Here is a 20588-nt window from a genome sequence, read left to right as displayed (position 1 = left end):
ACTCATTCCAGTGCAAGAAAGCGACAAGGTTTCGTGCGTGATAAGCAGCAGAGTTTTTCTGTGGCATTGATGCCACGCCCGACTTAGGGCGCCCAATCGCCGGCGCCCTAAGAACCCAGGCTTTTGGCGGAAATTATGCCGCTAACGCGGTTCCTTCGGCGACCATGCCCGCCTTTCGAGCCGTCAGTGACGCGTTCCTGACGCGGCACTGACTTTCGCGACGTCCTGTCGCTCACTCGGCGTTCATGTTCACCTCAGCATAATTTTTTACGCCATGCGGAGAAATACCATGAACAATACGATTTGGCTTAAGTTTGTCAGTGGTCTTAACTAACAAACGCCGCCTGCAATCGTGAGTCGTGATTAATAACGCTCCAGCCAGTGAGCGTAAGGTGCTGGCAGCGTCCACGAGGCGCGTTCGATGCCCAGTTCGCGGGCGGCCTGATAGCTCCAGTGCGGGTTCGCCAAATGCGCTTTGCCTACCATCACCAGATCCAACTGACCCGATGCCACCGCCTGTTCAGCCAGTTCCGGCGTGCCGAAGCCCCAGGCGGAAGAGACAGGAAGATCGGCCTGTTCGCGTACCTGCTTAGCAATCGGCCCCATAAAGGCAGGTGCCCACGGCACATTCGCTGCCGGCGTAGAAAAACCAATACTGACGCTCAGCATATCCAGCCCTGCGGCTTTAAAGCGACGCGTCAGTTCAATGGATTCCTGCAAGGTTTCTTCATCACGACCGTCAAATTCAATCACGCCAAAACGGGCGGTCAGCGGCAGGTGCTGTGGCCACACGTCGCGAACGGCAGCCAGCGTTTCCAGCAGAAAACGGCTGCGGTTGTCAAAACTGCCGCCGTACTGATCGTTACGCTTATTGGAATGAACGGAGAAGAAGCTCTGTGCCAGATAGCCGTGAGCAAAGTGCAGCTCCAGCCATTCAAACCCAGCTTCCAGTGCACGGCGAGCCGCCGCGACAAAATCATCACGAACGCGGGCGATATCTTCCAGCGTCATTTCCTGCGGCTGTTTGGACAGATTCGCGCCGAAAGCTTCTGCGGAAGGGGCAATGGTCTGCCAACCTCGTGAATCGCCCGCGGGGATATGATCGTCACCTTCCCAGGGAATATTGGCGCTGGCTTTGCGTCCAGCATGCGCAATCTGAATTCCCGGCACGGAGCCTGCATCCTTAATGGATTTAGCAACCTTGGCAAACGCCTGCGCCTGCTCATCGCTCCAGATACCCGTGCAGTGCGGCGTGATGCGGCCTTCGGGTGCAACAGCCGTCGCTTCCACGATAACTAACCCAGCACCACCGCGCGCCAGTGAGGCATAATGCACCTGATGCCACTCGTTGATCAGGCCATCATTCGCGGAATAGGTACACATCGGTGGAACGGCGATGCGGTTGCGTAACGTAATGTCTTTCAGCTTAAAGGGTTGAAACAGTGCGGACATAATTTCCTACCTTGTCTGGTTACTTCGATATTTCGATATTATTCGAATAATAGATTTTAGACAACCCTGACGCTATAATTCGCCCATGAGACCTTTTAAGCACCCTACCCCCGATGAGTTTACCCTTGAGCGCGTCCTGTACGCCTTGAGCGATCCCCTGCGCATGGAAATCGTCCGCTGTCTGGCCGTGCAAGGAGAAGCTACATGCAGCGAGCTTGACGGGGGTCGCCCGAAATCCAGCGTGTCGCACCATTTTCGCGTCTTGCGTGACTCGGGCCTGCTGCATACCACCAACATCGGCACTACGCACATCAACCGACTGCGCCGCAGCGACATGCAACTGCGCTTTCCCGGCCTGCTCGACGCCATCCTGTCTCAACCCGCCGAATAACTTTTCGCATCAATGGCGGCCTTTCCGCCATTGCACCGCCTCCGTGATTCCAACCTCTCCGCTATTCCAGCATTGATGCTTTGCTTTGCATTTCTATGAATATAGCGACCGCCATTTTTCCATTACTCTGATGCTGATACAGGTTTTATGAGGCAGCGTGGATGGACTACTACATTGGCATTGATATCGGGACCTCAAAGGTCAAATCGGTACTATTCGATGCCGAGTTCAATGAACTGCTGATTGCGTCAGCCAACACCGTCACCTACTCTCCGCTGCCCGGCTACGCTGAGCAAGATATGTCTCATGTGTGGGACGGTGTGCTCTCTACCCTGAAAACGCTGGCTGCTTCACCGCTGCTACAACAGGGTCGCGTGCGCGCCATCGGGCTGGCCGGGCAGGGTGAAGGCGTCTGGTTGAGCGATCGCAACGGGCAACCCATTCGGCAGGCCATCCTCTGGAGCGATACCCGCACAGCGGAACAGGTTTATCAGCTTAAACAGCGCCCAAACCTAGAAGCGACGCTCTTTCCGGAAACCGGTTCTCCCCTGCTCCCTTGTAACAGCGCGCAGCAGCTACGCTGGCTTGCACAGCATCAGCCGGATGCGCTGAACGAGGCCGATTACTTCTTTTTTGCCAAAGACTGGGTTCGCTTTCGGCTGACGGGACAGGCGAATCTGGAACTGACAGATGCGGGTACGTCGTTGCTGGATCTGCATAGCGAGACGCTGTCAAAAACCGTGTTGGATAAGCTGGAGTTACAGTCGATTAGGCCGCTTTTTCCGCCGTTGCTTTATCCCGATGACATCGCCGGAACGCTAAGCGACAGCGTCGCCGCACAAACGGGGTTGCCCACGGGAATTCCCGTCTGTGCAGGCGCACTGGATGTGTCTGCCGCGGCACTGGGCATCGGCGCCATTCACGACGGCGACATTTTCACTATTCTCGGCACCACCTGCTGCACTGGCATTGTGTGCCGTGGTTTAACGCAGGTGAGCCTACAAACCCGGTTTGTCGCACACGCCTGGCCGGGACACTATCTCAACCTCTTCGCCATGCAGTCAGGCACGCCGAATATCGACTGGGCGTTGAGCACATTGGTTGATGAGGCCGATTTTCAGACGATCAACGCGCGTATTTCTCGCGTGCCACCCGGCAGCGGCGGCGTCTTCTATCAGCCTTACCTTAATGGTGAACGCGCACCGTTTTACAGCACATCGGCACGGGCGGGATTTTTTGGTATCGAACAATCCACGACCAACACGCATTTACTGCGCGCGGTCTTTGAGGGGCTCGCCTACGCGATTACCGATTCGCTCAGTGGCTATCCTGCCCACGGCGATCTCTACATCGCCGGTGGCGGTGCTGCCTCAGCGACTTGGCTGCAAATCATCGCGGACTGCACCGGACGGCGGGTGATCGCCAGTTCGGTCAAAGAGCTCAGCGCATGCGGTGCCGCTCGCCTTGCCGCCCTGTCCGTCGGAGAAAGCGCCAACATCGTTCCCGCCGCCAATGCGCAGGCGTCGACGTTTCTCCCCAATGCCGACGCCCATCGGCAGTATCAGACACTGTTTCCGGTTTTTCGCCAACTGCGCGACCAGCTACAGCCGCTCTGGCAGGCACGGGCTCAGGCGCTTAATGCACTAGAGAACCGAGGCGCAGCACACTCGCACATGGTTCCTACCTCACAGGAAAGTATTGCTTCATGAAAATCGTATTTACCGCCGAATATGGCGGCAACCTTGATGCCTTTCAGGCGCTGGGGAAGTTGGTGGTAGACGGCTGGGCTATCGGTCAGCCCAAATTGAGCGAAACAGCGCTGATTCATCTGGCGGAGAACGCCGATGTTATCGTCACCAGCTATGACGATATTACCGCCCGCGTCATTGAGGCTTGCCCTCACCTGCGGCTCATCGCCTGTACCCGCGCCAACCCGGTTAACATCGATATCGAGGCGGCACGCCGTCGGGGAATTCCGGTCCTTTACACGCCCGGACGCAATGCCGATGCCGCAGCAGAATTAACGCTGGCGCTGATGCTGAATGCCACACGCCACATCCCTCAGGCCCACAGCGCGCTCAAACGCGGTGAGTTCACGCGCGAAACCCATACCGCGACACAGACGCAGGCCGGATTACGTCAGGATGTGGTGTGGGACGTAGACAAGCACAGCCCGTATGAAGTGTTCAAAGGCGGCGAACTGCGTAATAAGACGCTCGGCATCATCGGCTATGGCAGCATTGGTCATCGGGTCGGGAAACTGGCGCGTGCCTTCGGTATGCAACTGCTGATTGCGGATCCGTACGTTGCCGCCGAAGAGATCGACGAACCGGGCATTCGCAAAACCACGCTGGACGAGCTGTTTTCTCAGTCCGATTTCGTCAGCCTGCACCTGAACAGCACGCCGCAAACCAAAGGGCTCGTCAACCTCGACAGGCTCAGAACCATGCGCCCCAACGCCTATCTGATCAACACCTCGCGTGCCGCCGTCGTTGTCGAAGCCGATCTGATCGCGGCGCTACGCGAAAAGTGGCTGGCAGGTGCCGCACTTGACGTTTATGACAGCGAACCGCTCTGGCGTCATCACCCGTTTATTACCGAATTTGATAACGTGGTACTCACGCCGCACATTGCTGGCGCGACGCGGGAGACGCTGGTGAAACACACCGCGATGATCGCCGCCGACCTACAGCGATTCATTCGCGGCGAACCGCTGCTTTACGAATGGAAATAGACTCAACACTGATCTTTACTCTAAATAATTCGAGTTGCAGGACAAAACGTTAGCGTTTTGAACAACGCAAGGCGTTGACCCGTAGGGCGAGGCTCATTTATGCGCCTCGTAACGCGGCAAGAGAAGGAGTCCCGATGAGCTTACTCAAGTAAGTGATTCGGGTGACTGAATGCAGCCAACGCACATGCAGCTTGAAGTATGACGAGTATAATAGGTGGGGGTTTCTGCCATAAACCGCAACGTCTGTTCCCAGTCAATCACGCCCGCATCAGAACCCAACCCAGTAGCCACCAGCCCTGACACCGCCGAACCGAGCTGGCAGGCCTGTTCCAGACCCCAGCCTTTTGCCAGACCGGCAATAAAGCCACCGCAGTAGCTGTCACCGCAGCCGGTGGTATCCGATACCGCCACGCGATAGGCGGGAATGTGCAGCGTAACATCCTCGCTGAACACGTAAGACCCTGCCGCGCCCGCTTTGAAAATACAGGTGCCAACGCCTCGATCGAGAAAGAAAGCCGCAATCTCTGCCGGTTGCGTCAGGCCAGAGATAAACGCAGCCTCTTCCAGCGACGGCATAAAGTAGTCTACATCCGGCAGCAGCGGTGTCAGCAGCGACAGCGTCTCTGCATTCGGTGCAATCAGGTCGAAACTGGTCGTCAGCCCTTTGGCTTTGGCGTGGCGAAGCAGACGCGCGCTCTGCCCCTGATCCATTTTCGCCAGCAGCCCTGTACCGCCGTGGTGTAAGAAACGCGCATTGCACACGGCGTCAAAATCCTGATCGTCGATGAACAGGTGATCTGACGCCCCGCGATAGTGTAGCGCCGGACGCTCGCCGTCTGGGCGAATGGTCAGAATCGTCGCCGAGGTCGATGCCGCCGTCGTTCTCTGAACCAGAGAGCAGTCGATGCCCAGCTTGTGATAGGCTGCCAGAATAAAATCCGCTTTTTCATCCTCACCGAGACAGGCCGCCGTCGCCGTGCGGATACCTAGCTTGGCGGCGTTCATCGCCGCACCGCTGGCCGTCCCAGCAGGGTTAAGGCGAATTTCATCAATAAAGTGGACGCCGCCGCCTTCAGGCAAACCGCTCACCGGCCTCCCGGCAACATCCAGAATGGTTAATCCAACAAAAACCGCATCAAACTGACTCACGCTGACTCCTTCACGTTCTGTTTTTTTATTCGTGTTCTGCTTTTTATTCATGTTTGAACATTTATTGCCGCTGACGCAGTCGCCCTTGCAGGAAAGAGAGCGCCAGCGCCAGTACCAAAATCACGCCGCTCAGCGCATCTTTTACGATGAAGTTCAGCCCCATCAGGTTCAAACCGTTGGCGATCATACCGAGAAAAAGCACGCCGATTAGCGTCCCCGCCACGTTGGGTCGCCCCTGCGCATGAAACGCGGTGCCGATAAAAACGGCGGCAATCGCGTCCATCAGGTAAGCCTGTCCGGCCAGCGGCGTAAATTGACGCAGATTGGCGGATAACACCACACCGCCGATGGCGCACGTCACCGACGTGACAATCAGCAGCCAGAACATCGTGCGCCGCACATTAACACCCGCAATCAGCGCCGCTGGCGCATTCAACCCCATCGCATGGATACGTTTACCCGCAATCGTCCGTTCAAATAACAGGTAGTAGGCAAACCACAGCACCGCGACAATCACGATCGGCACCGGAATACCCCACAGGTCACCCACAGCCAGCTCGTGGTACTGCGGTGCCATCCGACGATAAGCGATCGGCCCGCCGCCCTCGGTGTAAATGCGCTCAATACTGCTGCCGATAAACCAGGTTCCCAGCGTTGCCAAGAATGGCTTAATTCGACAATGAATAATCAGTACCGCATTAACCACCCCCACCAGCGCACCACCCACCAACGCGGCCAATACCGCAGCCTGCCACGGCAGACCATAGACTTTGAGTGCCACCAGCGCGAAGGCGGCGCCAAAGTCCAGCGCCACGCCCACGGACAGATCGATCCCACCGGCCGTCACCACCAGCGTCATAGCCAGCGCCACAATCAACAGCACCGCGCTACCTTGCAGCAGATTCCCCCAGTTGCCTAACGTCAAAAATATCGGGTTTTGCAGCGAGAAAAACACCAGAAAAGCCAGCAGAATGACCAGAAAACCATAGCGGATAAAGAACGACAGCCCCAGTCTGCCGCCCGGCAACGCAGGCTGCGCCGCCAAAGAAGAACTTTTCACGCGTGACTCCTTTGCCTGCGTAGCGAGGCGGCGGCGAGCACCACCAGAATCAGTACGCCCTTAATTGCGCCGACCCAGAAGATATCGACTCGCAGCAGCGCCAGACCGTTCGACAGCGCGTTAACCAGCAGCGTGCCCAGCAATGCCCCCCAGATGGTGACCACCCGACGGCGAGAGAACGCCGCGCCAAGAAACGTCGCCAGTACCATCTCTAGCAACAGCGGTTCTGCCGTGCCGGGCGAACTGCCGGATCCTTGCGCCACCAGCGTCAGCGAGGCCAATGCCGCCGCCAGCGCACCTAACAGATACGAACCGATAACCAATGGCGTGTGGGAAATGCCCGACAGCTGCGCCGCTTCGCGGTTTCCACCGGCGGCCTGCAAATGCTGACCCCAGCGGCTATGGTGAACGATAAACTGAAACAAGAGGAAGACCAGCAGCATAAACCAGACCGCCAGTGGCAAACCCAGCAAAGTGCTATCGCGAAACGCCACAATCACTGGATCGCTCACGCTGATGCGTCGCTGCTGGGTCAGCAAATTGGTGAGCCCGATAACGGCTACGGAACAGGCTAATGTCGCCAACAGCGGCGGTAGCCGAATCGCCACCACCAGCGCTGCATTCACCGCGCCCGCCACTAGCGCGGCCCCCGCCACCCACACAATCAACCACGAATAGCTGATATTCGCGTTAGTCAAACCGTCGCTGATTATCGCTACGGCAAGTACCGCAATCGCGGGCAGCGAGAGATCAATACCGCCGGAGACCACATCGTCACCACCGCCCGTAATGACGCAGACCAACCCGAAGCACAAGATCGCCAGCGGCGCGCTTTGGCGTAAAATAATGGTGATATTTTGCCAACTGAGAAAATAAGGCGCACTCAGGCAGAGAAACAGCAGCAGCGCCGCAAACAGCAGTAAGGGGATATGATTGAAAAGTCGGGCTAAATGCGGCGTCGAGCGGATGAATTGTAGGGCACGAGTCATATCGCCTCCTGCATTCGGCCGCTGCTGGTCAACGCCAGCAGGCTATCCAGCGAGAGGTGTTCCGTCGGCACATCGGCGATGAGTTCACCGCGCCACATTACCAGAATGCGATCGCAAAGCCCCAGGAGTTCGCCGTCATCGCTGGAAGAGACAATAACAGCCCGCCCTTCTGCCGCGAGCTGCCGGGTAAGCTGATAAATTTCCGCTTTCGCGCCAATATCGACGCCCAGCGTCGGTTCATCAAGAATAAACAGTCGGGTATCGGTCTTTAGCCAGCGCGCCAGTATCACCTTCTGCTGGTTACCGCCGCTTAAATTGCGCACAGGAACGCTGACATCGCGCGGCCGGATATCCAGCGTCTGCGCCAGATGATTCGCCTGTGCTACCGCTTTCTTACGCCGCAGCCAACCGCGCCAGGCTACCGCAGGTAAAGAAGCCAGATTGATATTGTCCGCCACCGATAGCGGTAAAATCAGCCCGTCATGACGACGATCGCGCGGCACCAGCGCCATTTTCTGTGCGATGGCCTGTACCGGAGAACGTGGTCGCAGCGTCTGATCATTGATCGCAATATGTCCCTCACGGGCAGGCGAAATACCATAGAGCGCATCAATCAGCGCCTCACGCCCCGAGCCTAACAGTCCTGCAATGCCGACGATTTCTCCCGCCGCCACCTGAAAACTTATCGGCTGAAAATGTTGCCGATCCGTGAGCTGTTCAACCTGTAGCAAAGGCGTCTCACTTTTCTCTGTCTTTCGTTTTCCGTCAAACAGGCTGGCGATCTCTCGTCCCACCATCAGGCGAATCATTCCATCGATATCCTTCGTCTCAGGATCGTCCAGCGTCGTCACGCCCTTACCATTGCGTAACACGGTGACGCGATCGCAGATATCCGCAATTTCATTGAGATAGTGGGAAACATAGATAATGCCGATGCCGCGCTGTTTCAACGTCTGGAGCGTATGCAGTAGTTGCGCGGCTTCGCGCGCTTCCAGCGGCGCGGTCGGTTCATCAAACACCACAAGCCGCGCCTTGCCATCAATCAGTGCCCGCGCAATCTGTACCAGTTTACGTTGCGCCAAACTTAAATCCCGAATGAGCTGGTTGGCATCTATCGATAAATTGAACGTGTGTTGAAAAAACTGTTCGGTTTCACGCCGCATCGCCCGACGATCGACGCCTCGCCAGCGGCTCACAATTTCCTGCCCGAGAAACACCGATTCCGCCACGGTAAAATGGGGAATCAGATGCAGTTCCTGATGGATAAAACGAATGCCGTGCGCGTGAATAACCGCTGGCGTCACGGCGGTCAGCCGCTGTCCATCGATAGCGATCTCGCCACTGTCCGCAGCATAGACCCCAGCCAGCACCTTGATTAAGGTCGATTTCCCCGCACCGTTCTCCCCGATCAGACCGAGAATTTCTCCCGACCGAACCGTTAGTGATACGTTGTCCAGCGCGGGAACCCCTGAGAACTGCTTACTGATGTGCGTCATTGCCAGACCGCCGCCGGACGGCGACGGGGCTGAGTGATATCCCGCCATAGCCTTACTTCAGTTCGCCATAGCCAAGCTGTTTATAGACCGCTTTGGCTTCTGCCTCCCCTTTGACGGGCAACACTGGCACAAACGTCTGCGGCAGCAGCGTGGCACCTGCGAAATAGCGGGCGACATTTTTCGCCGATGTGGTGCCAATCAGACGCGGCTGCTGTGCAACGTTGGCAACAAACGGGCTGCCTTTCTCCGCCATAATTTCCAGCGTTTCTGGCCCGGCATCAATCGCCGTGACCTTCACATCCTTATCACGCCCAGTTTCTTCCAATGCCTGCACCACGCCGATGGCCGGTTGATCCCAGCAGGCAACATGGATCGCATCCAGCGTGCCTTTCGGGTGCTGGCTCAGCAGCTCAAGGGTTTTCTTACGCGCATCTTCCGGTGAGTTGGAATATTGCTCAGCCAGCTCAGGCTGAATGATTTTGATCCCCGGATAGTCTTGCAGGACGTATTTCCACAAATCATAGCGGATACCACAGATTCGCAGCGCGTTGGAGAACGCGTTAAACACCGCAATATTGCCTTTTCCGCCCAGCGCATCTGCCGTATAGCGCCCGATCGTCGAACCGATCGCGTAGTTATCTGACGTCGTGTTATTGATAGAGTAAGACGAAACGTGATCGACGGTGAAAACCGGAATTTTCGCGTCACGCAGCGCTTTAAATTTCGGTTCTACCGCACTGTCGCCAAGAATACTGATCACCGCATCCACCTTACGCGTCAGCAGGATATCGTGGTTATTGGCATGAACCTGATTATCACGCCCGCCGTCCACACCCACAACCTGCCCACCGAGTTTCTCAATTTCTTCGGTCGCCCCTTTGTAGGCCTCACGATCCCAAAAATGCTGTGTCCCCACGACGGCGACACCAATGGTTTTTCCCTTTAATGACAGTGTCTCATCAGCCGCCTGAACAGAGGTCATAACCCCCGCAGCCAGCACGCACGCAGCAAGACGAGAAAAGCGAGTCTTCATCATTTTTATCCCGGTTTTTATAAAATTATTAGCAGTGAAAGAGATTAGCAACGGGAAAAGTTAAATCGAAATAACAAAAATGATAATGGCTAGTGATTAAATAGAAATAGCATTGATACACAGATGTAATGATTTTTACCTATTGAATTTGAAGGAATAAGTTATAAAAAAAGCATCTTGTTTTTTATCCCTATAAAGTTAATGGTTAAGGTTCTTCTATACCTAAGGGAAAGCAGACATGACAACGCTATCGATTTACCACCGTCCGCAGATCACACAGCCCGTCCAGCAGATCACCACGTTTAATGACATCGCTTCCCTGCTCGCCAGCGCGGGGATCCAGTTAGAACATTGGCAGACCGAAGCACCTCCGCTCGACGCCAGCAGCGAAACCATTTTGACGCAGTACTGTGCCGATATTGAACGTCTCAAACAGCAGGAAGGCTACACCTCTGCCGACGTGATCAGCCTGACGCCAGATCATGCCGAGAGACTGGCGCTGCGGGAAAAGTTTCTTCAGGAACACACCCATAGTGAAGATGAAGTGCGCTTCTTCGTGCGCGGCAGCGGAAGCTTCTTTGTGCCGATTGGCGAGCAGGTTTTCCAGCTTACCTGTGAGGCCGGCGATCTCTTACGCGTTCCCGCCAACACGCCGCACTGGTTTGACTGCGGCGAATTTCCTGATTTTGTCGCGATCCGTATTTTTACCAATCCAGAAGGCTGGGTTGGGCACTTTACCGGACGGGAGACGTTTCACTAATTCCACGATCGTTTCTGCATTTCTCCGCCGTTCCCTTTATACTGTGCGTTTTGTACGAAGACGAACGGCGAGACCCCCTCCGTAATGATGAACAACGATGTCCTGCGCAGCGTGCGCTATATGCTGAATTTCAATAATGACCACCTGCTGAAGATCCTGGCGCTGGTGGAGATGACCGTCCCCCCCCAGCAGTTGGCGAGCTACGTCAAAAAAGAGGGAGAGGAAGGCTATCAACCTTGCCCGGACATCGTGATGAGTTATTTCCTGAATGGGCTGATTCTGCAAAAACGCGGTCAAGATGAAAACCAGCCTGCGCCGCAGTTTGAGCGCAAGATGACCAACAATATTATTCTGAAAAAGCTGCGTGTCGCATTTTCACTAAAAACGGATGATATTCAGGCGATCCTGCAGGCACAAAATTTTCGCATTTCAGTACCGGAAGTCACCGCGATGATGCGCGCGCCTGATCATAAAAACTATCGCACCTGCGGCGATCAGGTGATCCGCTACTTCCTGAAAGGGCTAACGGCGCGAGTCCGCAAAGGCTAAAAGCAATGCGTTAGCGAAAGGACGTGAGCGCTGCCTGACTGACCTTCCTCGTAAGGGCATCAGCAACGCTCAGTTTTTAGTGCGGTATTGTTTAGTGCGATATCGTTTAGGACGGTATCAATGCTGTGTGTCATGCAAGATGGCCGCGACCAGTTGCTCCAGCTCTTCTTCCTCAAGCTGAGTGACCTGCTGCACGCTGTTCTTATCCATTCCCGTTAGCAATAAATTACGGGCAATTTGTCTGGCACTGTTTTTCATCCCTTGTTCAATGCCCTGCTCCAATCCTTGCTGAATACCGCGTTGGATTCCTTCCTCGAATCCCATTTTTTTCAATTGTTCTGCAATCGTCATAATGTCCTCCTGACCGGTTGATAGCGGTGCAGCCAGTGCGTCAATGAAATCTGCGGGTTTGGATGTGTTTCCCGCTTGTGCAATATAAAATAACAGCGCCCGACGCTGTGTCAGCGGCACCGACCAGCGTTCAAATAGTAACCCAATCTCCCGCGCCAACTCCAGCATATCACGGGTACGAATATGCTTCTGTACCAGTTCCAGTAACGCCATCCGTCGGTGCGTGCGGATTTCATCGTCTGGCATGACAGTTAAATCCACCAGCGGGAAAGGCTGTTCATACAGCGCTTTTGCCAGTACGGGATCGGCGAAGCTGTCCAGCCAGCGGAGGCTGTAAGGATAAGGACGCGCTCTGCCATGGTAAAACAGCAGCGGCACCACTAGCGGTAAGCGATCGTGTCCCTGATCCAGATGCTGCTGCATGGCAGCCAGACAATAGCGCAGCAGCCGGAAAGCCATCTGCTTTTCCGGGCGGCTTTGGTGTTCAATCACACAGTAAATATACCCTTTGCCTGCGGTGGTACGTAGCGAGTACAGCACGTCCGATATCCGCGCGCGCAGCTTTTCATCAATAAACGACGCGGATTCCAATTGCAGCGTGCTGAAATCACACCGTGCACGGATTTCATCCGGCAGATGAATAGTCAGAAAATCCCGTGCGACCGCGATATCGCTGAGAAACTGTTTGAAGATCGCATCATGCGATGGCATCTCGTCCCCTTCCCTGTAGACCATGACTAAAAATTCAGTAGGGAGGGTAACGGGGATGCGATAACAAAACAGAAGACAGCGGAGAAAGTGGAAAGCGCCTCGAAGAAAAACCGATTTATTTCGAAGCGCTGGCTGTAGGCAAGGAGCCGTTGCCGTCAGGCGGCTTCATGTTTTTCCATCGTCAAGCGCGCAGGAGCAGCGTCGACATGCAGCGCCGGATGACGGCAGAAGCGAACGACGTCACCCACCACCAGCAGGCTAGGCGACTGTGGCTGATAGCGAGCCAACAATGCCGGTAAGGTTGCCAGCGTCGCAGTCAATAGCCGCTGATCCGGCTGGGTGCCGCGTTCAATAATCGCGATGGGCGTCTGCGCGGACAGACCATGTTCGATCAGGCGCTGGCACAGTCGACTGCTGTGGCTCAGCCCCATATAGAACACCAGCGTTTGCTGGCTGTCCGCCAGCGTCGGCCAGTCCAATTGCGGTTCGCCATCGCGCGAATGGCCGGTCACGAAGCGTACCGACTGCGCACAGGCCCGGTGCGTCAGCGGTAACCCCACCGCCGCCGCACAGCCTGTCGCGGCAGTAATACCGGGCACCACATGACAGACAATCCCGGCCTGCTGGGCATAGTCCATCTCTTCGCCGCCGCGACCAAAAATAAAGGGGTCGCCACCCTTGAGACGAATCACCCGTTGCCCAGCCTGCGCCAGTTCGACCAACAGCTGATTGATTTTCTCCTGCGATAAACGGTGGCAGCCGCGCGTTTTTCCGACGTCTATACACAGTGCCTGCTCCGGCACCAAATCCATAATCTCCGCCGACACCAGCCGATCGTAGACCACCACATCCGCCTGCTGGATTGCCCGCAGCGCCTTCAGCGTCAGCAGTTCTACATCGCCCGGCCCTGCGCCTACCAGCCAGATTTCACCGCCGAGTACAGGCTGACGCCGCTGGCCTTTCGCCAATATTGATTGTGTTGTCATCATGTCACACCTCATTACGCCGTGGCGCTCAACCTGCTTTTTTCAATTCATTGACCGTTATCGGCACATGCTGACTCAATAACGCCTTCAGTTCGGGGATACAGGAACCGCAGTTGGTGCCGCATTTCAGCGTGCCGCCTAACGCTGCCACGCTGTGACATCCCTTACGAATCGCACCGACGATGATCGCTTCGCCAACGCTATAACAACTGCAAATCGTAGCTCCCTGCTTCACCTGTCCTTGTGGAGCCTGACCTGCCAGCAGTGCATGGCGCTCGTGCGGTAGTTGCGGTGGAGTAGCAAACGCCTGACGCACCGCATCGCTGTCGATACGCAGCGCCTGCGCACTCACATAGCAGGCCAACACCACCCGTCCATCGCGCCAGCCAATCAGGTGAAACACACCATTGCCCTGCGCAACCTGACACTGCATATTTTCCAACCCATAATGTTCAGTCAGCCATGCCTGCCAGTCGTCTACCGGCACACGGTCGGCAAACAGATACTGCGTCACGCCTTCATGAGGCACTTTGCTCCAGTAGGTAGCGGGCGGCGGCAGAACGTCATGCTCTGCGGGTAAGGTTAATGTCGCTGGAACGGGTTCGTCGGCAAAAAACAGCGTTGCCTGCCAGGCGGTATGCCAGGGTTGGATACGCACCCGGCTGTGTTTGCTTTCCGGCTGCCCGGAATACGGATCGGTAATCGGCGCAACTAAACTGTCAGCCCGCGCCTGAGCGCTGAACTGCTGATTCCAATGCATCGGTACAAACACGCTGCCGCGCGCCTGTCCGGCATCGAATCGTGCCCGCACCAGCATCCAGCCGTGTACCGACGACAGACGTACCAAATCGCCCGCCTGAATATCATGCATCTGCGCATCCTGTGGGTGCAGTTCGCAATAAGGTTCGCTGATATGACGCATCAGCCGGGCCGCTTTGCCAGTCCGCGTCATGGTGTGCCACTGATCGCGAATACGCCCAGTGTTCAGTATCAGCGGATACGCCGCGCTCCAGGGACTTTGCGGCAGCGACGGTGTTACCGCCACCAGACGCGCTTTACCATCGGCATGCCAGAATCGGCCATCGTCACCCAGTCGAGCGCGTCCGTTCGGGAATGCCGCATTCACCGGCCACTGTATCGGTTCCAACTGCTGCCACTGCTGATTACTGAGCGTCGCCAGCCCGCTGATATCAAACGCGCGGCTGCCATTATTCTCAAACCCAGACAGCGCCGCATGTTCACGAAAGATTTCCGCCGGATGCTGATAAGCAAATGCCTCGGCAAATCCCATACGCTGCGCCACCTGACTCAGTATCCACCAGTTGGCTTTGGCTTCCCCCGGCGCGGGCAGAAAGGCTCGCTGACGAGACACCCGGCGTTCTGAATTAGTTACCGTGCCGTCTTTTTCTCCCCAGCCCAACGCGGGCAGTAAGATATCAGCGGTTTCTGCGGTATCGGTGTGACGCATCACCTCGGAGACGATCACCAGCGGGCAGCGTTCCAGCGCCTGTTTCACCCGGTCGGCATCTGGCATCGACACCACCGGATTAGTGCCCATGATCCACACCGCTTTAATATCGCCGCGTTCAACCGCGCGAAACAGTTCCACCGCATTCAGACCGGGCTGCGTCGCCACATTATCGCTCTGCCAGAAGCGCCCTACGCGCTCGATGTCCTGTGGCGTAAAACCCATGTGGCTGGCAAGCTGATTAGCTAACCCGCCGACTTCCCGTCCGCCCATCGCATTTGGCTGTCCGGTTATCGAAAAGGGGCCGGAACCCGACACGCCGATTTTACCGCTCAGCAGATGCGCATTAATGATGGCGTTGCATTTATCACTGCCCGAGGACGATTGATTTACGCCCTGCGAATAGAGCGTGACCACTTTATCGCTGGTGCTGAACAGGTGATAGAAACACTCGATATCGGCTTCATCTAACCGACAGAACTCCGCCACCTGCGTTACCGACCACGCCTGCGCTGACTGTAATGCCTCTTCCACGCCGGAAAAGCGCTCGGCCAATTCGGCGCGATCGATACGCGAATCCTGCGCAATCCAATGCAGTAGGCCGTTGAACAGCCCGGCATCGCTGCCGGGTTGCAGTGGTAGATGCAAATCGGCAATATCGCAGGTTGCGGTACGTCGTGGATCGACCACCACCACCTGCATCTGTGGTCGCTGCTGTTTCGCCTGCACCAGCCGCTGATAGACCACCGGATGCGCCCAGGCCGTGTTAGAACCGACCAACACCACCACATCCGCCAGTTCGATATCTTCATAACTACAGGGAACGGCATCTGCCCCCAGCCCACGCTTGTAACCAATCACCGCAGATGCCATACACAGCCTCGAATTGGTATCCATATTGGCGACGCCAATGAAGCCTTTCATCAGCTTGTTGGCGACGTAGTAATCTTCCGTCAACAGCTGGCCTGAACCATAAAACGCGACCGACTGCGGGCCGTGTTGCTGCATGGTCGCCAGCAGCCGTTCAGCCACCGTATCGAGCGCCTGATCCCAGCTAACGCGACGCCCTTCCACTAGCGGCCACAAGAGCCGGCCTTTCAAATCCAGCGTCTCTCCCAGCGCGGAGCCTTTGACGCACAGCCGACCCAAATTTGCCGGGTGTGCGGGATCCCCGCTGATCTTTACCGCCCCTTGCCCATCGTGTTCTGCCAGCACGCCACAGCCGACGCCACAATACGGGCAGGTTGTCCGACAGACGTGCGCATTCATGATGCTTTCGCCATAGCTGTCTCTGCCAGCGAGACGCTTTCAGGCACGGCCAGCGGTTGACGGCATACCCAGATTTCGTCATCTTCCACGCGCACCGGCCAGGCACGCACGTACAGCGCGCTGTCATCCGGGCTCACACCATCCCGCAGCTTGAAGCGTTTTTTGTACAGCGGAGAAATCACAACCGGCTCACCCGCCACGTCACCCAGTAGCCCACGCGACAGCACGTTCGCCCCGCTGCCCGGCTCATGGTTTTCTAACGCGTACACCTGCTGCTCGCTACCCGGCAGGTGGAACAGTGCGATTTGCTGCTGTCCGAGGCGCGCCGCCATGCCAGCATGACGCGGAATATCACCCAGCGTCGCGACCTGCACCCACTCCGCTTCATGCGCGGCAGGTTTCAGCACCGCGGGTTCTGGCGATATCGCTTTCTCATGATCCTGTGCCGGACGGATCTGCCCACGCTCAGGCACCATCACCACCGCTTCATCCGGGCTATCGCTGTTCAGGAAGCCGCGGAACAGCGCCAGACGTTCTGGGCTTTCCAGCGTGGTTTGCCATTCGCACTGGTAGGCATCCACCACGCGCTGCATCTCTTTATCTAACTCTTCGCCGATATTCAGGCTGTCCTCCAGAATCACCTGACGCAGATAGTCGATACCGCCCTCCAGATTATCCATCCAGGTGCTGGTGCGCTGGAGGCGATCGCCGGTGCGGATATAGAACATTAATACCCGATCGATAGTGCGCAGCAGGGTTTCCGTATCCAGATCGCTGGCGAAGAGATCCGCATGACGCGGTTTCATGCCGCCATTGCCGCACACATACAGATTCCAGCCTTTATCGGTGGCAATCACGCCGATGTCTTTGCTTTGTGCCTCCGCACATTCGCGAGTACAGCCAGAAACCGCCATTTTGACTTTATGCGGCGAGCGCAGTCCTTTGTAACGGTGCTCCAGTTGGATCGCTAACCCGGTGGAATCCTGCACGCCGTAGCGGCACCAGGTCGAACCCACGCAGGATTTCACGGTACGCAGCGATTTACCGTAGGCATGGCCGGTTTCAAATCCAGCATCGATCAGCTCACGCCAGATCTCTGGAAGCTGCTCTAAGCGAGCACCGAATAAATCCACCCGCTGGCCGCCGGTGATCTTGGTATACAGGTTATAGCGCTGCGCAACCTGCCCGATAGCGATCAGGCCTTCTGGCGTGATTTCCCCTGCCGGAACGCGCGGCACGACGGAATAGGTGCCGTCTTTTTGGATGTTGGCAAAGAAACGATCGTTGGTATCCTGCAACGGCAGGTGCTGCGGTTGCAGCAGGTAGTCATTCCAGCAGGAGGCCAGCATCGACCCCACCAGTGGCTTACACACTTCGCAGCCCAAACCGTGGCCGTAACGCTCAAGGAGACTGTCGAACGAGCGGATCTCATGCACGCGAATCAGGTGGTACAGCTCCTGACGTGAATAGGCGAAGTGCTCACAGATATCCTTCTTCACTTCGACGCCCAGTTGCGTCAGTTCGTACTCCATCACCTGCTTAAGCAACGGCACACAGCCACCGCAGCCCGTCCCCGCTTTGGTGCAGGTTTTCAGGGCGCCCAGTTCACCGCAGCCGCCCGCCACCGCCGCCGAGATATCGCCTTTGCTGACGTTATGGCAGGAACAAATCTGTGCGCTAGCGGGTAACGCTGCCACGCCCAATCCTTTCGGCGCATCACCGGAACGCGCGGGCAAAATCAGTCCTTCCGGCTGTTTAGGCAACGGCATATCGTTGAGCATCATTTGCAACAGCGTGCTGTAATCACTGCTGTCGCCGATCAATACGGCACCCAGTAAACGCTTGCCGTCGGCAGACACGACGATTTTCTTGTAGACCTCGTTCGGGCCGTCCGTCCACTGGTAGCTTTGGCTTCCCGCTGTGCGCCCATGCGCATCGCCAATCGAAGCCACTTCTACGCCCAACAGTTTCAGCTTGGTGCTCATGTCCGCGCCGGTAAATGGCGTATCGCGCTGCGCCAGCGTATCCGCCACGCTGCGTGCCATCTGGTAGCCCGGTGCCACCAGCCCGAAAATCTGCCCTTTCCACAGCGCACACTCGCCGATGGCGAAAATCGCGTCATCGGAAGTCTGGCAGCGGTCGTCAATCACGATGCCGCCACGCGGCCCTTTCTCTAAATCGCAGCTATCCGCCAGTTTGTCGCGCGGGCGAATCCCGGCGGAAAACAGCACCAGATCGGTTTCCAATATGCTGCCGTCAGCAAAGCAGAGGCGATGTAGCGCCTGCTCGCCGTCGGTGATTTCCCGCGTTTCTTTGCTGAGATGAATCTGTACGCCCAGCGCTTCAATCTTGCGGCGCAGCATGGTGGCACCACCGTCATCCAGCTGTACCGCCATCAGACGCGGAGCAAATTCCACCACATGCGTGTCCAGCCCCAGTTGACGCAAGGCGTTTGCGGCTTCCAGCCCCAGCAAGCCGCCGCCAATCACCACGCCAGACTTGCCCTTTTTCGCCTGTGCTGCAATCGCATCCAGATCGTCCAGCGTGCGATACACCAGACAGCCGGGGCGCGTGTTGCCGGGAATCGGTGGAACAAAGGCATAAGACCCCGTCGCCAGCACCAGTTTGTCGTAGGCGGTTTCTCTGCCCTGCGCATCACACACGCACTGACGTTCACGATCGATAGCCACGATCTCGCTGGCACTGCGTAGTTCAATGCCGCTCTCGGCAAAAAAGCCGTCTTTTACCAGCGACAGCGAGGCGGCACTGCGGCCAGAGAAATACTCGGAGAGGTGAACGCGATCATAGGCTTCATGGCGTTCTTCGCCGAATACGACGATGTGGTAATGCTGATGCAGGTCGCGCTCAACCAGCTGTTCAAGAAAATAGTGGCCGACCATACCGTGGCCGACGACCACCAAAATAGGTTTGCTCATGACAGGAATCCTTACAGCTTCAGGCTGTGGGTCAGAATCAGGGGAAGAAAGGCCGAAAAGCAGCGAGGCAGGCGGAATCATCTCGCCTTCTGTCGCGCTATCCATCGCGGCCAGCAGGCGCTGGCTGTCGTCAGTGTCGCCATACAGCAGAACACCGCTCAACCGACCGTCGCGAACGAGCAGACGACGATAGTGCTGCGTCTGCGGATCAAAAAGGGTGTACACCTCATCATCCGGTGTAACGTTAATATCGCCGCCGCTGACCACGCCAATACCGGTGACCTTCAGCCGCGTCGCCGCCTGTTCACGCTGATAGTCTTTCGGTGCATGTCCGGCAAGGCGCTGTGCTACCAGCGTGGCATGGGCAATACATGGGGCAACCAGCCCAAAGGTTTCGCCATTGAGTTCACAACATTCGCCGATCGCGCTGATATGCGGGTCGGCAGTTTGCAACTGTCCGTCCACCAGCACGCCACGGTTGCAGGGTAAGCCACATTCGCGCGCCAGTTGGCTGGCAGGAATCACCCCCGCGGTCACCACCACCAGACCCGCCGGAATCGTGCGGCCATCAGCCAGCGCGACCGCCGTCACCCCGCGTTCATCGCCATGCAGCGCCACAACCTGCACATCCGTCTCGCAGGCAATGCCGCGTTCGCGCAGGCTGTCGCACAGCAAGTTACTCGCCGTGGCGTCCAGTTGACGCTCCATCAGAACCGGGACGCGATGCAGTAACGTGACGTCGGCACCGCGCAGTTGCAGCGCAGCGGCGGCTTCAATGCCGAGCAAACCGCCGCCAATCACCACCGCAGGAACGGACTGGCCAATCGTCGCCAACATCAGTTCGACATCATCCAGCGTGCGGAAGCCGCACACGCCCGCCAGATCGATACCGGGCATCGGCGGCATAAACGGCGTAGATCCGGTCGCCAATACCAGATGATCATAATGCAACTGCCGTTGCGTCGTTGTCACCTTACGCTGCTGGCGATCGATATGGGTTACCCGCTCACCCAGCAGATAACTCACCGGCAGCGCCGCATCGTCGTCGAGAGTCGCTAGCGTCAGCAGCGTATCCGTAAACGCTTTTTCGCCACTCAATACCGGCGACAGCAGGATGCGGTTATAGCTGGCGCGCGGTTCATCACCAATTACGGTGATTCGATAGCGCGTGGCGGCCAGTTGGCGCAGCACATCGACGAATCGCGCACTCGCCATCCCGTTACCAATCACAATCAGATGCGGTTTCATCATCGT

General features: G+C 56.9%; 14 protein-coding genes and 1 pseudogene. 5 read left to right on the top strand and 10 right to left on the bottom strand.

Features of this window, described 5'->3' with window-relative positions; all coding sequences use genetic code 11:
• Positions 1 to 363 precede the first annotated feature (363 nt).
• Positions 364 to 1452, bottom strand: a complete 1089-nt coding sequence (locus K7X24_RS00590; RefSeq protein WP_224552251.1) for an NADH:flavin oxidoreductase/NADH oxidase — start codon at positions 1450 to 1452, stop codon at positions 364 to 366.
• A gap of 85 nt (positions 1453 to 1537) precedes the next feature.
• Between K7X24_RS00590 and K7X24_RS00585 the strand changes: the two genes are divergently transcribed.
• From K7X24_RS00585 to K7X24_RS00575, 3 genes are all read left to right on the top strand, one after another.
• Positions 1538 to 1843: an ArsR/SmtB family transcription factor gene (locus K7X24_RS00585; protein ID WP_224552250.1), complete on the top strand. Its 306-nt coding sequence runs from the start codon at positions 1538 to 1540 to the stop codon at positions 1841 to 1843.
• Between the two features lie 161 nt (positions 1844 to 2004).
• Entirely contained in the window at positions 2005 to 3552 is a 1548-nt protein-coding gene (locus tag K7X24_RS00580; RefSeq protein WP_039506135.1) for an FGGY-family carbohydrate kinase, read from the top strand.
• A complete protein-coding gene (locus K7X24_RS00575) occupies positions 3549 to 4577 on the top strand; it encodes a 2-hydroxyacid dehydrogenase (protein WP_224552249.1) in 1029 nt (342 codons plus the stop codon). The genes K7X24_RS00580 and K7X24_RS00575 overlap by 4 nt, the downstream gene beginning before the upstream one ends.
• A 225-nt stretch (positions 4578 to 4802) precedes the next feature.
• On the opposite strand, the pseudogene K7X24_RS00570 reads toward K7X24_RS00575, so the two are convergent.
• From K7X24_RS00570 to K7X24_RS00550, 5 genes and pseudogenes are all read right to left on the bottom strand, one after another.
• A pseudogene (locus K7X24_RS00570) lies at positions 4803 to 5726 on the bottom strand (carbohydrate kinase family protein); the annotation flags it as partial.
• A gap of 61 nt (positions 5727 to 5787) precedes the next feature.
• Positions 5788 to 6786: an ABC transporter permease gene (locus K7X24_RS00565; protein ID WP_224552248.1), complete on the bottom strand. Its 999-nt coding sequence runs from the start codon at positions 6784 to 6786 to the stop codon at positions 5788 to 5790.
• On the bottom strand, positions 6783 to 7775 hold the full coding sequence (locus tag K7X24_RS00560; protein WP_224552247.1) for an ABC transporter permease: 993 nt from the start codon (positions 7773 to 7775) through the stop codon (positions 6783 to 6785). Before K7X24_RS00560 ends, K7X24_RS00565 begins: the two co-directional genes overlap by 4 nt.
• On the bottom strand, positions 7772 to 9319 hold the full coding sequence (locus tag K7X24_RS00555) for a sugar ABC transporter ATP-binding protein (RefSeq protein WP_224552246.1): 1548 nt from the start codon (positions 9317 to 9319) through the stop codon (positions 7772 to 7774). The genes K7X24_RS00560 and K7X24_RS00555 overlap by 4 nt, the downstream gene beginning before the upstream one ends.
• A gap of 4 nt (positions 9320 to 9323) precedes the next feature.
• Positions 9324 to 10304: a sugar ABC transporter substrate-binding protein gene (locus K7X24_RS00550; RefSeq protein WP_411961307.1), complete on the bottom strand. Its 981-nt coding sequence runs from the start codon at positions 10302 to 10304 to the stop codon at positions 9324 to 9326.
• A gap of 238 nt (positions 10305 to 10542) precedes the next feature.
• On the opposite strand from K7X24_RS00550, the gene K7X24_RS00545 reads away from it, so the two are divergent.
• Together K7X24_RS00545 and K7X24_RS00540 are read left to right on the top strand one after the other, a co-directional pair.
• Complete coding sequence (locus K7X24_RS00545) at positions 10543 to 11064, top strand: 1,2-dihydroxy-3-keto-5-methylthiopentene dioxygenase (RefSeq protein WP_224552245.1); 522 nt, start codon at positions 10543 to 10545, stop codon at positions 11062 to 11064.
• Positions 11065 to 11148: 84 nt separating this feature from the next.
• Positions 11149 to 11613, top strand: a complete 465-nt coding sequence (locus K7X24_RS00540; protein ID WP_010295289.1) for a DUF1456 family protein — start codon at positions 11149 to 11151, stop codon at positions 11611 to 11613.
• 117 nt (positions 11614 to 11730) lie between these two features.
• Here the strand turns inward: K7X24_RS00540 and K7X24_RS00535 are convergent, their stop codons facing one another.
• The 4 genes from K7X24_RS00535 to nirB form a co-directional block, all read right to left on the bottom strand.
• Positions 11731 to 12675 carry an Rpn family recombination-promoting nuclease/putative transposase gene (locus K7X24_RS00535; RefSeq protein ID WP_224552244.1) on the bottom strand — a complete coding sequence of 315 codons (945 nt, stop codon included), beginning with the start codon at positions 12673 to 12675 and terminating at the stop codon, positions 11731 to 11733.
• Positions 12676 to 12830: 155 nt separating this feature from the next.
• Positions 12831 to 13664, bottom strand: coding sequence for a uroporphyrinogen-III C-methyltransferase (cobA, locus tag K7X24_RS00530; RefSeq protein WP_224552243.1), 834 nt, complete (start codon positions 13662 to 13664; stop codon positions 12831 to 12833).
• 25 nt (positions 13665 to 13689) lie between these two features.
• Positions 13690 to 16398, bottom strand: a complete 2709-nt coding sequence (locus tag K7X24_RS00525; RefSeq protein ID WP_224552242.1) for a nitrate reductase — start codon at positions 16396 to 16398, stop codon at positions 13690 to 13692.
• Positions 16395 to 20582 (bottom strand): nitrite reductase large subunit NirB, encoded by a 4188-nt coding sequence (nirB, locus tag K7X24_RS00520; protein ID WP_224552816.1) that lies wholly within the window; start codon positions 20580 to 20582, stop codon positions 16395 to 16397. The genes K7X24_RS00525 and nirB overlap by 4 nt, the downstream gene beginning before the upstream one ends.
• Positions 20583 to 20588: the final 6 nt, after the last annotated feature.

This window comes from Pectobacterium versatile (genome assembly GCF_020166435.1).
GTDB classification, from domain to species: domain Bacteria; phylum Pseudomonadota; class Gammaproteobacteria; order Enterobacterales; family Enterobacteriaceae; genus Pectobacterium; species Pectobacterium versatile.
This window is presented reverse-complemented; position numbering and strand designations above follow the sequence as displayed.

Coding starts and splice junctions, on each gene's coding strand:
- K7X24_RS00590 (WP_224552251.1), bottom strand. CDS start 1,452: ATGTCCGCACTGTTTCAACCCTTTAAGCTGAAAGACATTACGTTACGC.
- K7X24_RS00585 (WP_224552250.1), top strand. CDS start 1,538: ATGAGACCTTTTAAGCACCCTACCCCCGATGAGTTTACCCTTGAGCGC.
- K7X24_RS00580 (WP_039506135.1), top strand. CDS start 2,005: ATGGACTACTACATTGGCATTGATATCGGGACCTCAAAGGTCAAATCG.
- K7X24_RS00575 (WP_224552249.1), top strand. CDS start 3,549: ATGAAAATCGTATTTACCGCCGAATATGGCGGCAACCTTGATGCCTTT.
- K7X24_RS00560 (WP_224552247.1), bottom strand. CDS start 7,775: ATGACTCGTGCCCTACAATTCATCCGCTCGACGCCGCATTTAGCCCGA.
- K7X24_RS00555 (WP_224552246.1), bottom strand. CDS start 9,319: ATGGCGGGATATCACTCAGCCCCGTCGCCGTCCGGCGGCGGTCTGGCA.
- K7X24_RS00550 (WP_411961307.1), bottom strand. CDS start 10,304: ATGAAGACTCGCTTTTCTCGTCTTGCTGCGTGCGTGCTGGCTGCGGGG.
- K7X24_RS00545 (WP_224552245.1), top strand. CDS start 10,543: ATGACAACGCTATCGATTTACCACCGTCCGCAGATCACACAGCCCGTC.
- K7X24_RS00540 (WP_010295289.1), top strand. CDS start 11,149: ATGATGAACAACGATGTCCTGCGCAGCGTGCGCTATATGCTGAATTTC.
- K7X24_RS00535 (WP_224552244.1), bottom strand. CDS start 12,675: ATGCCATCGCATGATGCGATCTTCAAACAGTTTCTCAGCGATATCGCG.
- cobA (WP_224552243.1), bottom strand. CDS start 13,664: ATGATGACAACACAATCAATATTGGCGAAAGGCCAGCGGCGTCAGCCT.
- K7X24_RS00525 (WP_224552242.1), bottom strand. CDS start 16,398: ATGAATGCGCACGTCTGTCGGACAACCTGCCCGTATTGTGGCGTCGGC.
- nirB (WP_224552816.1), bottom strand. CDS start 20,582: ATGAAACCGCATCTGATTGTGATTGGTAACGGGATGGCGAGTGCGCGA.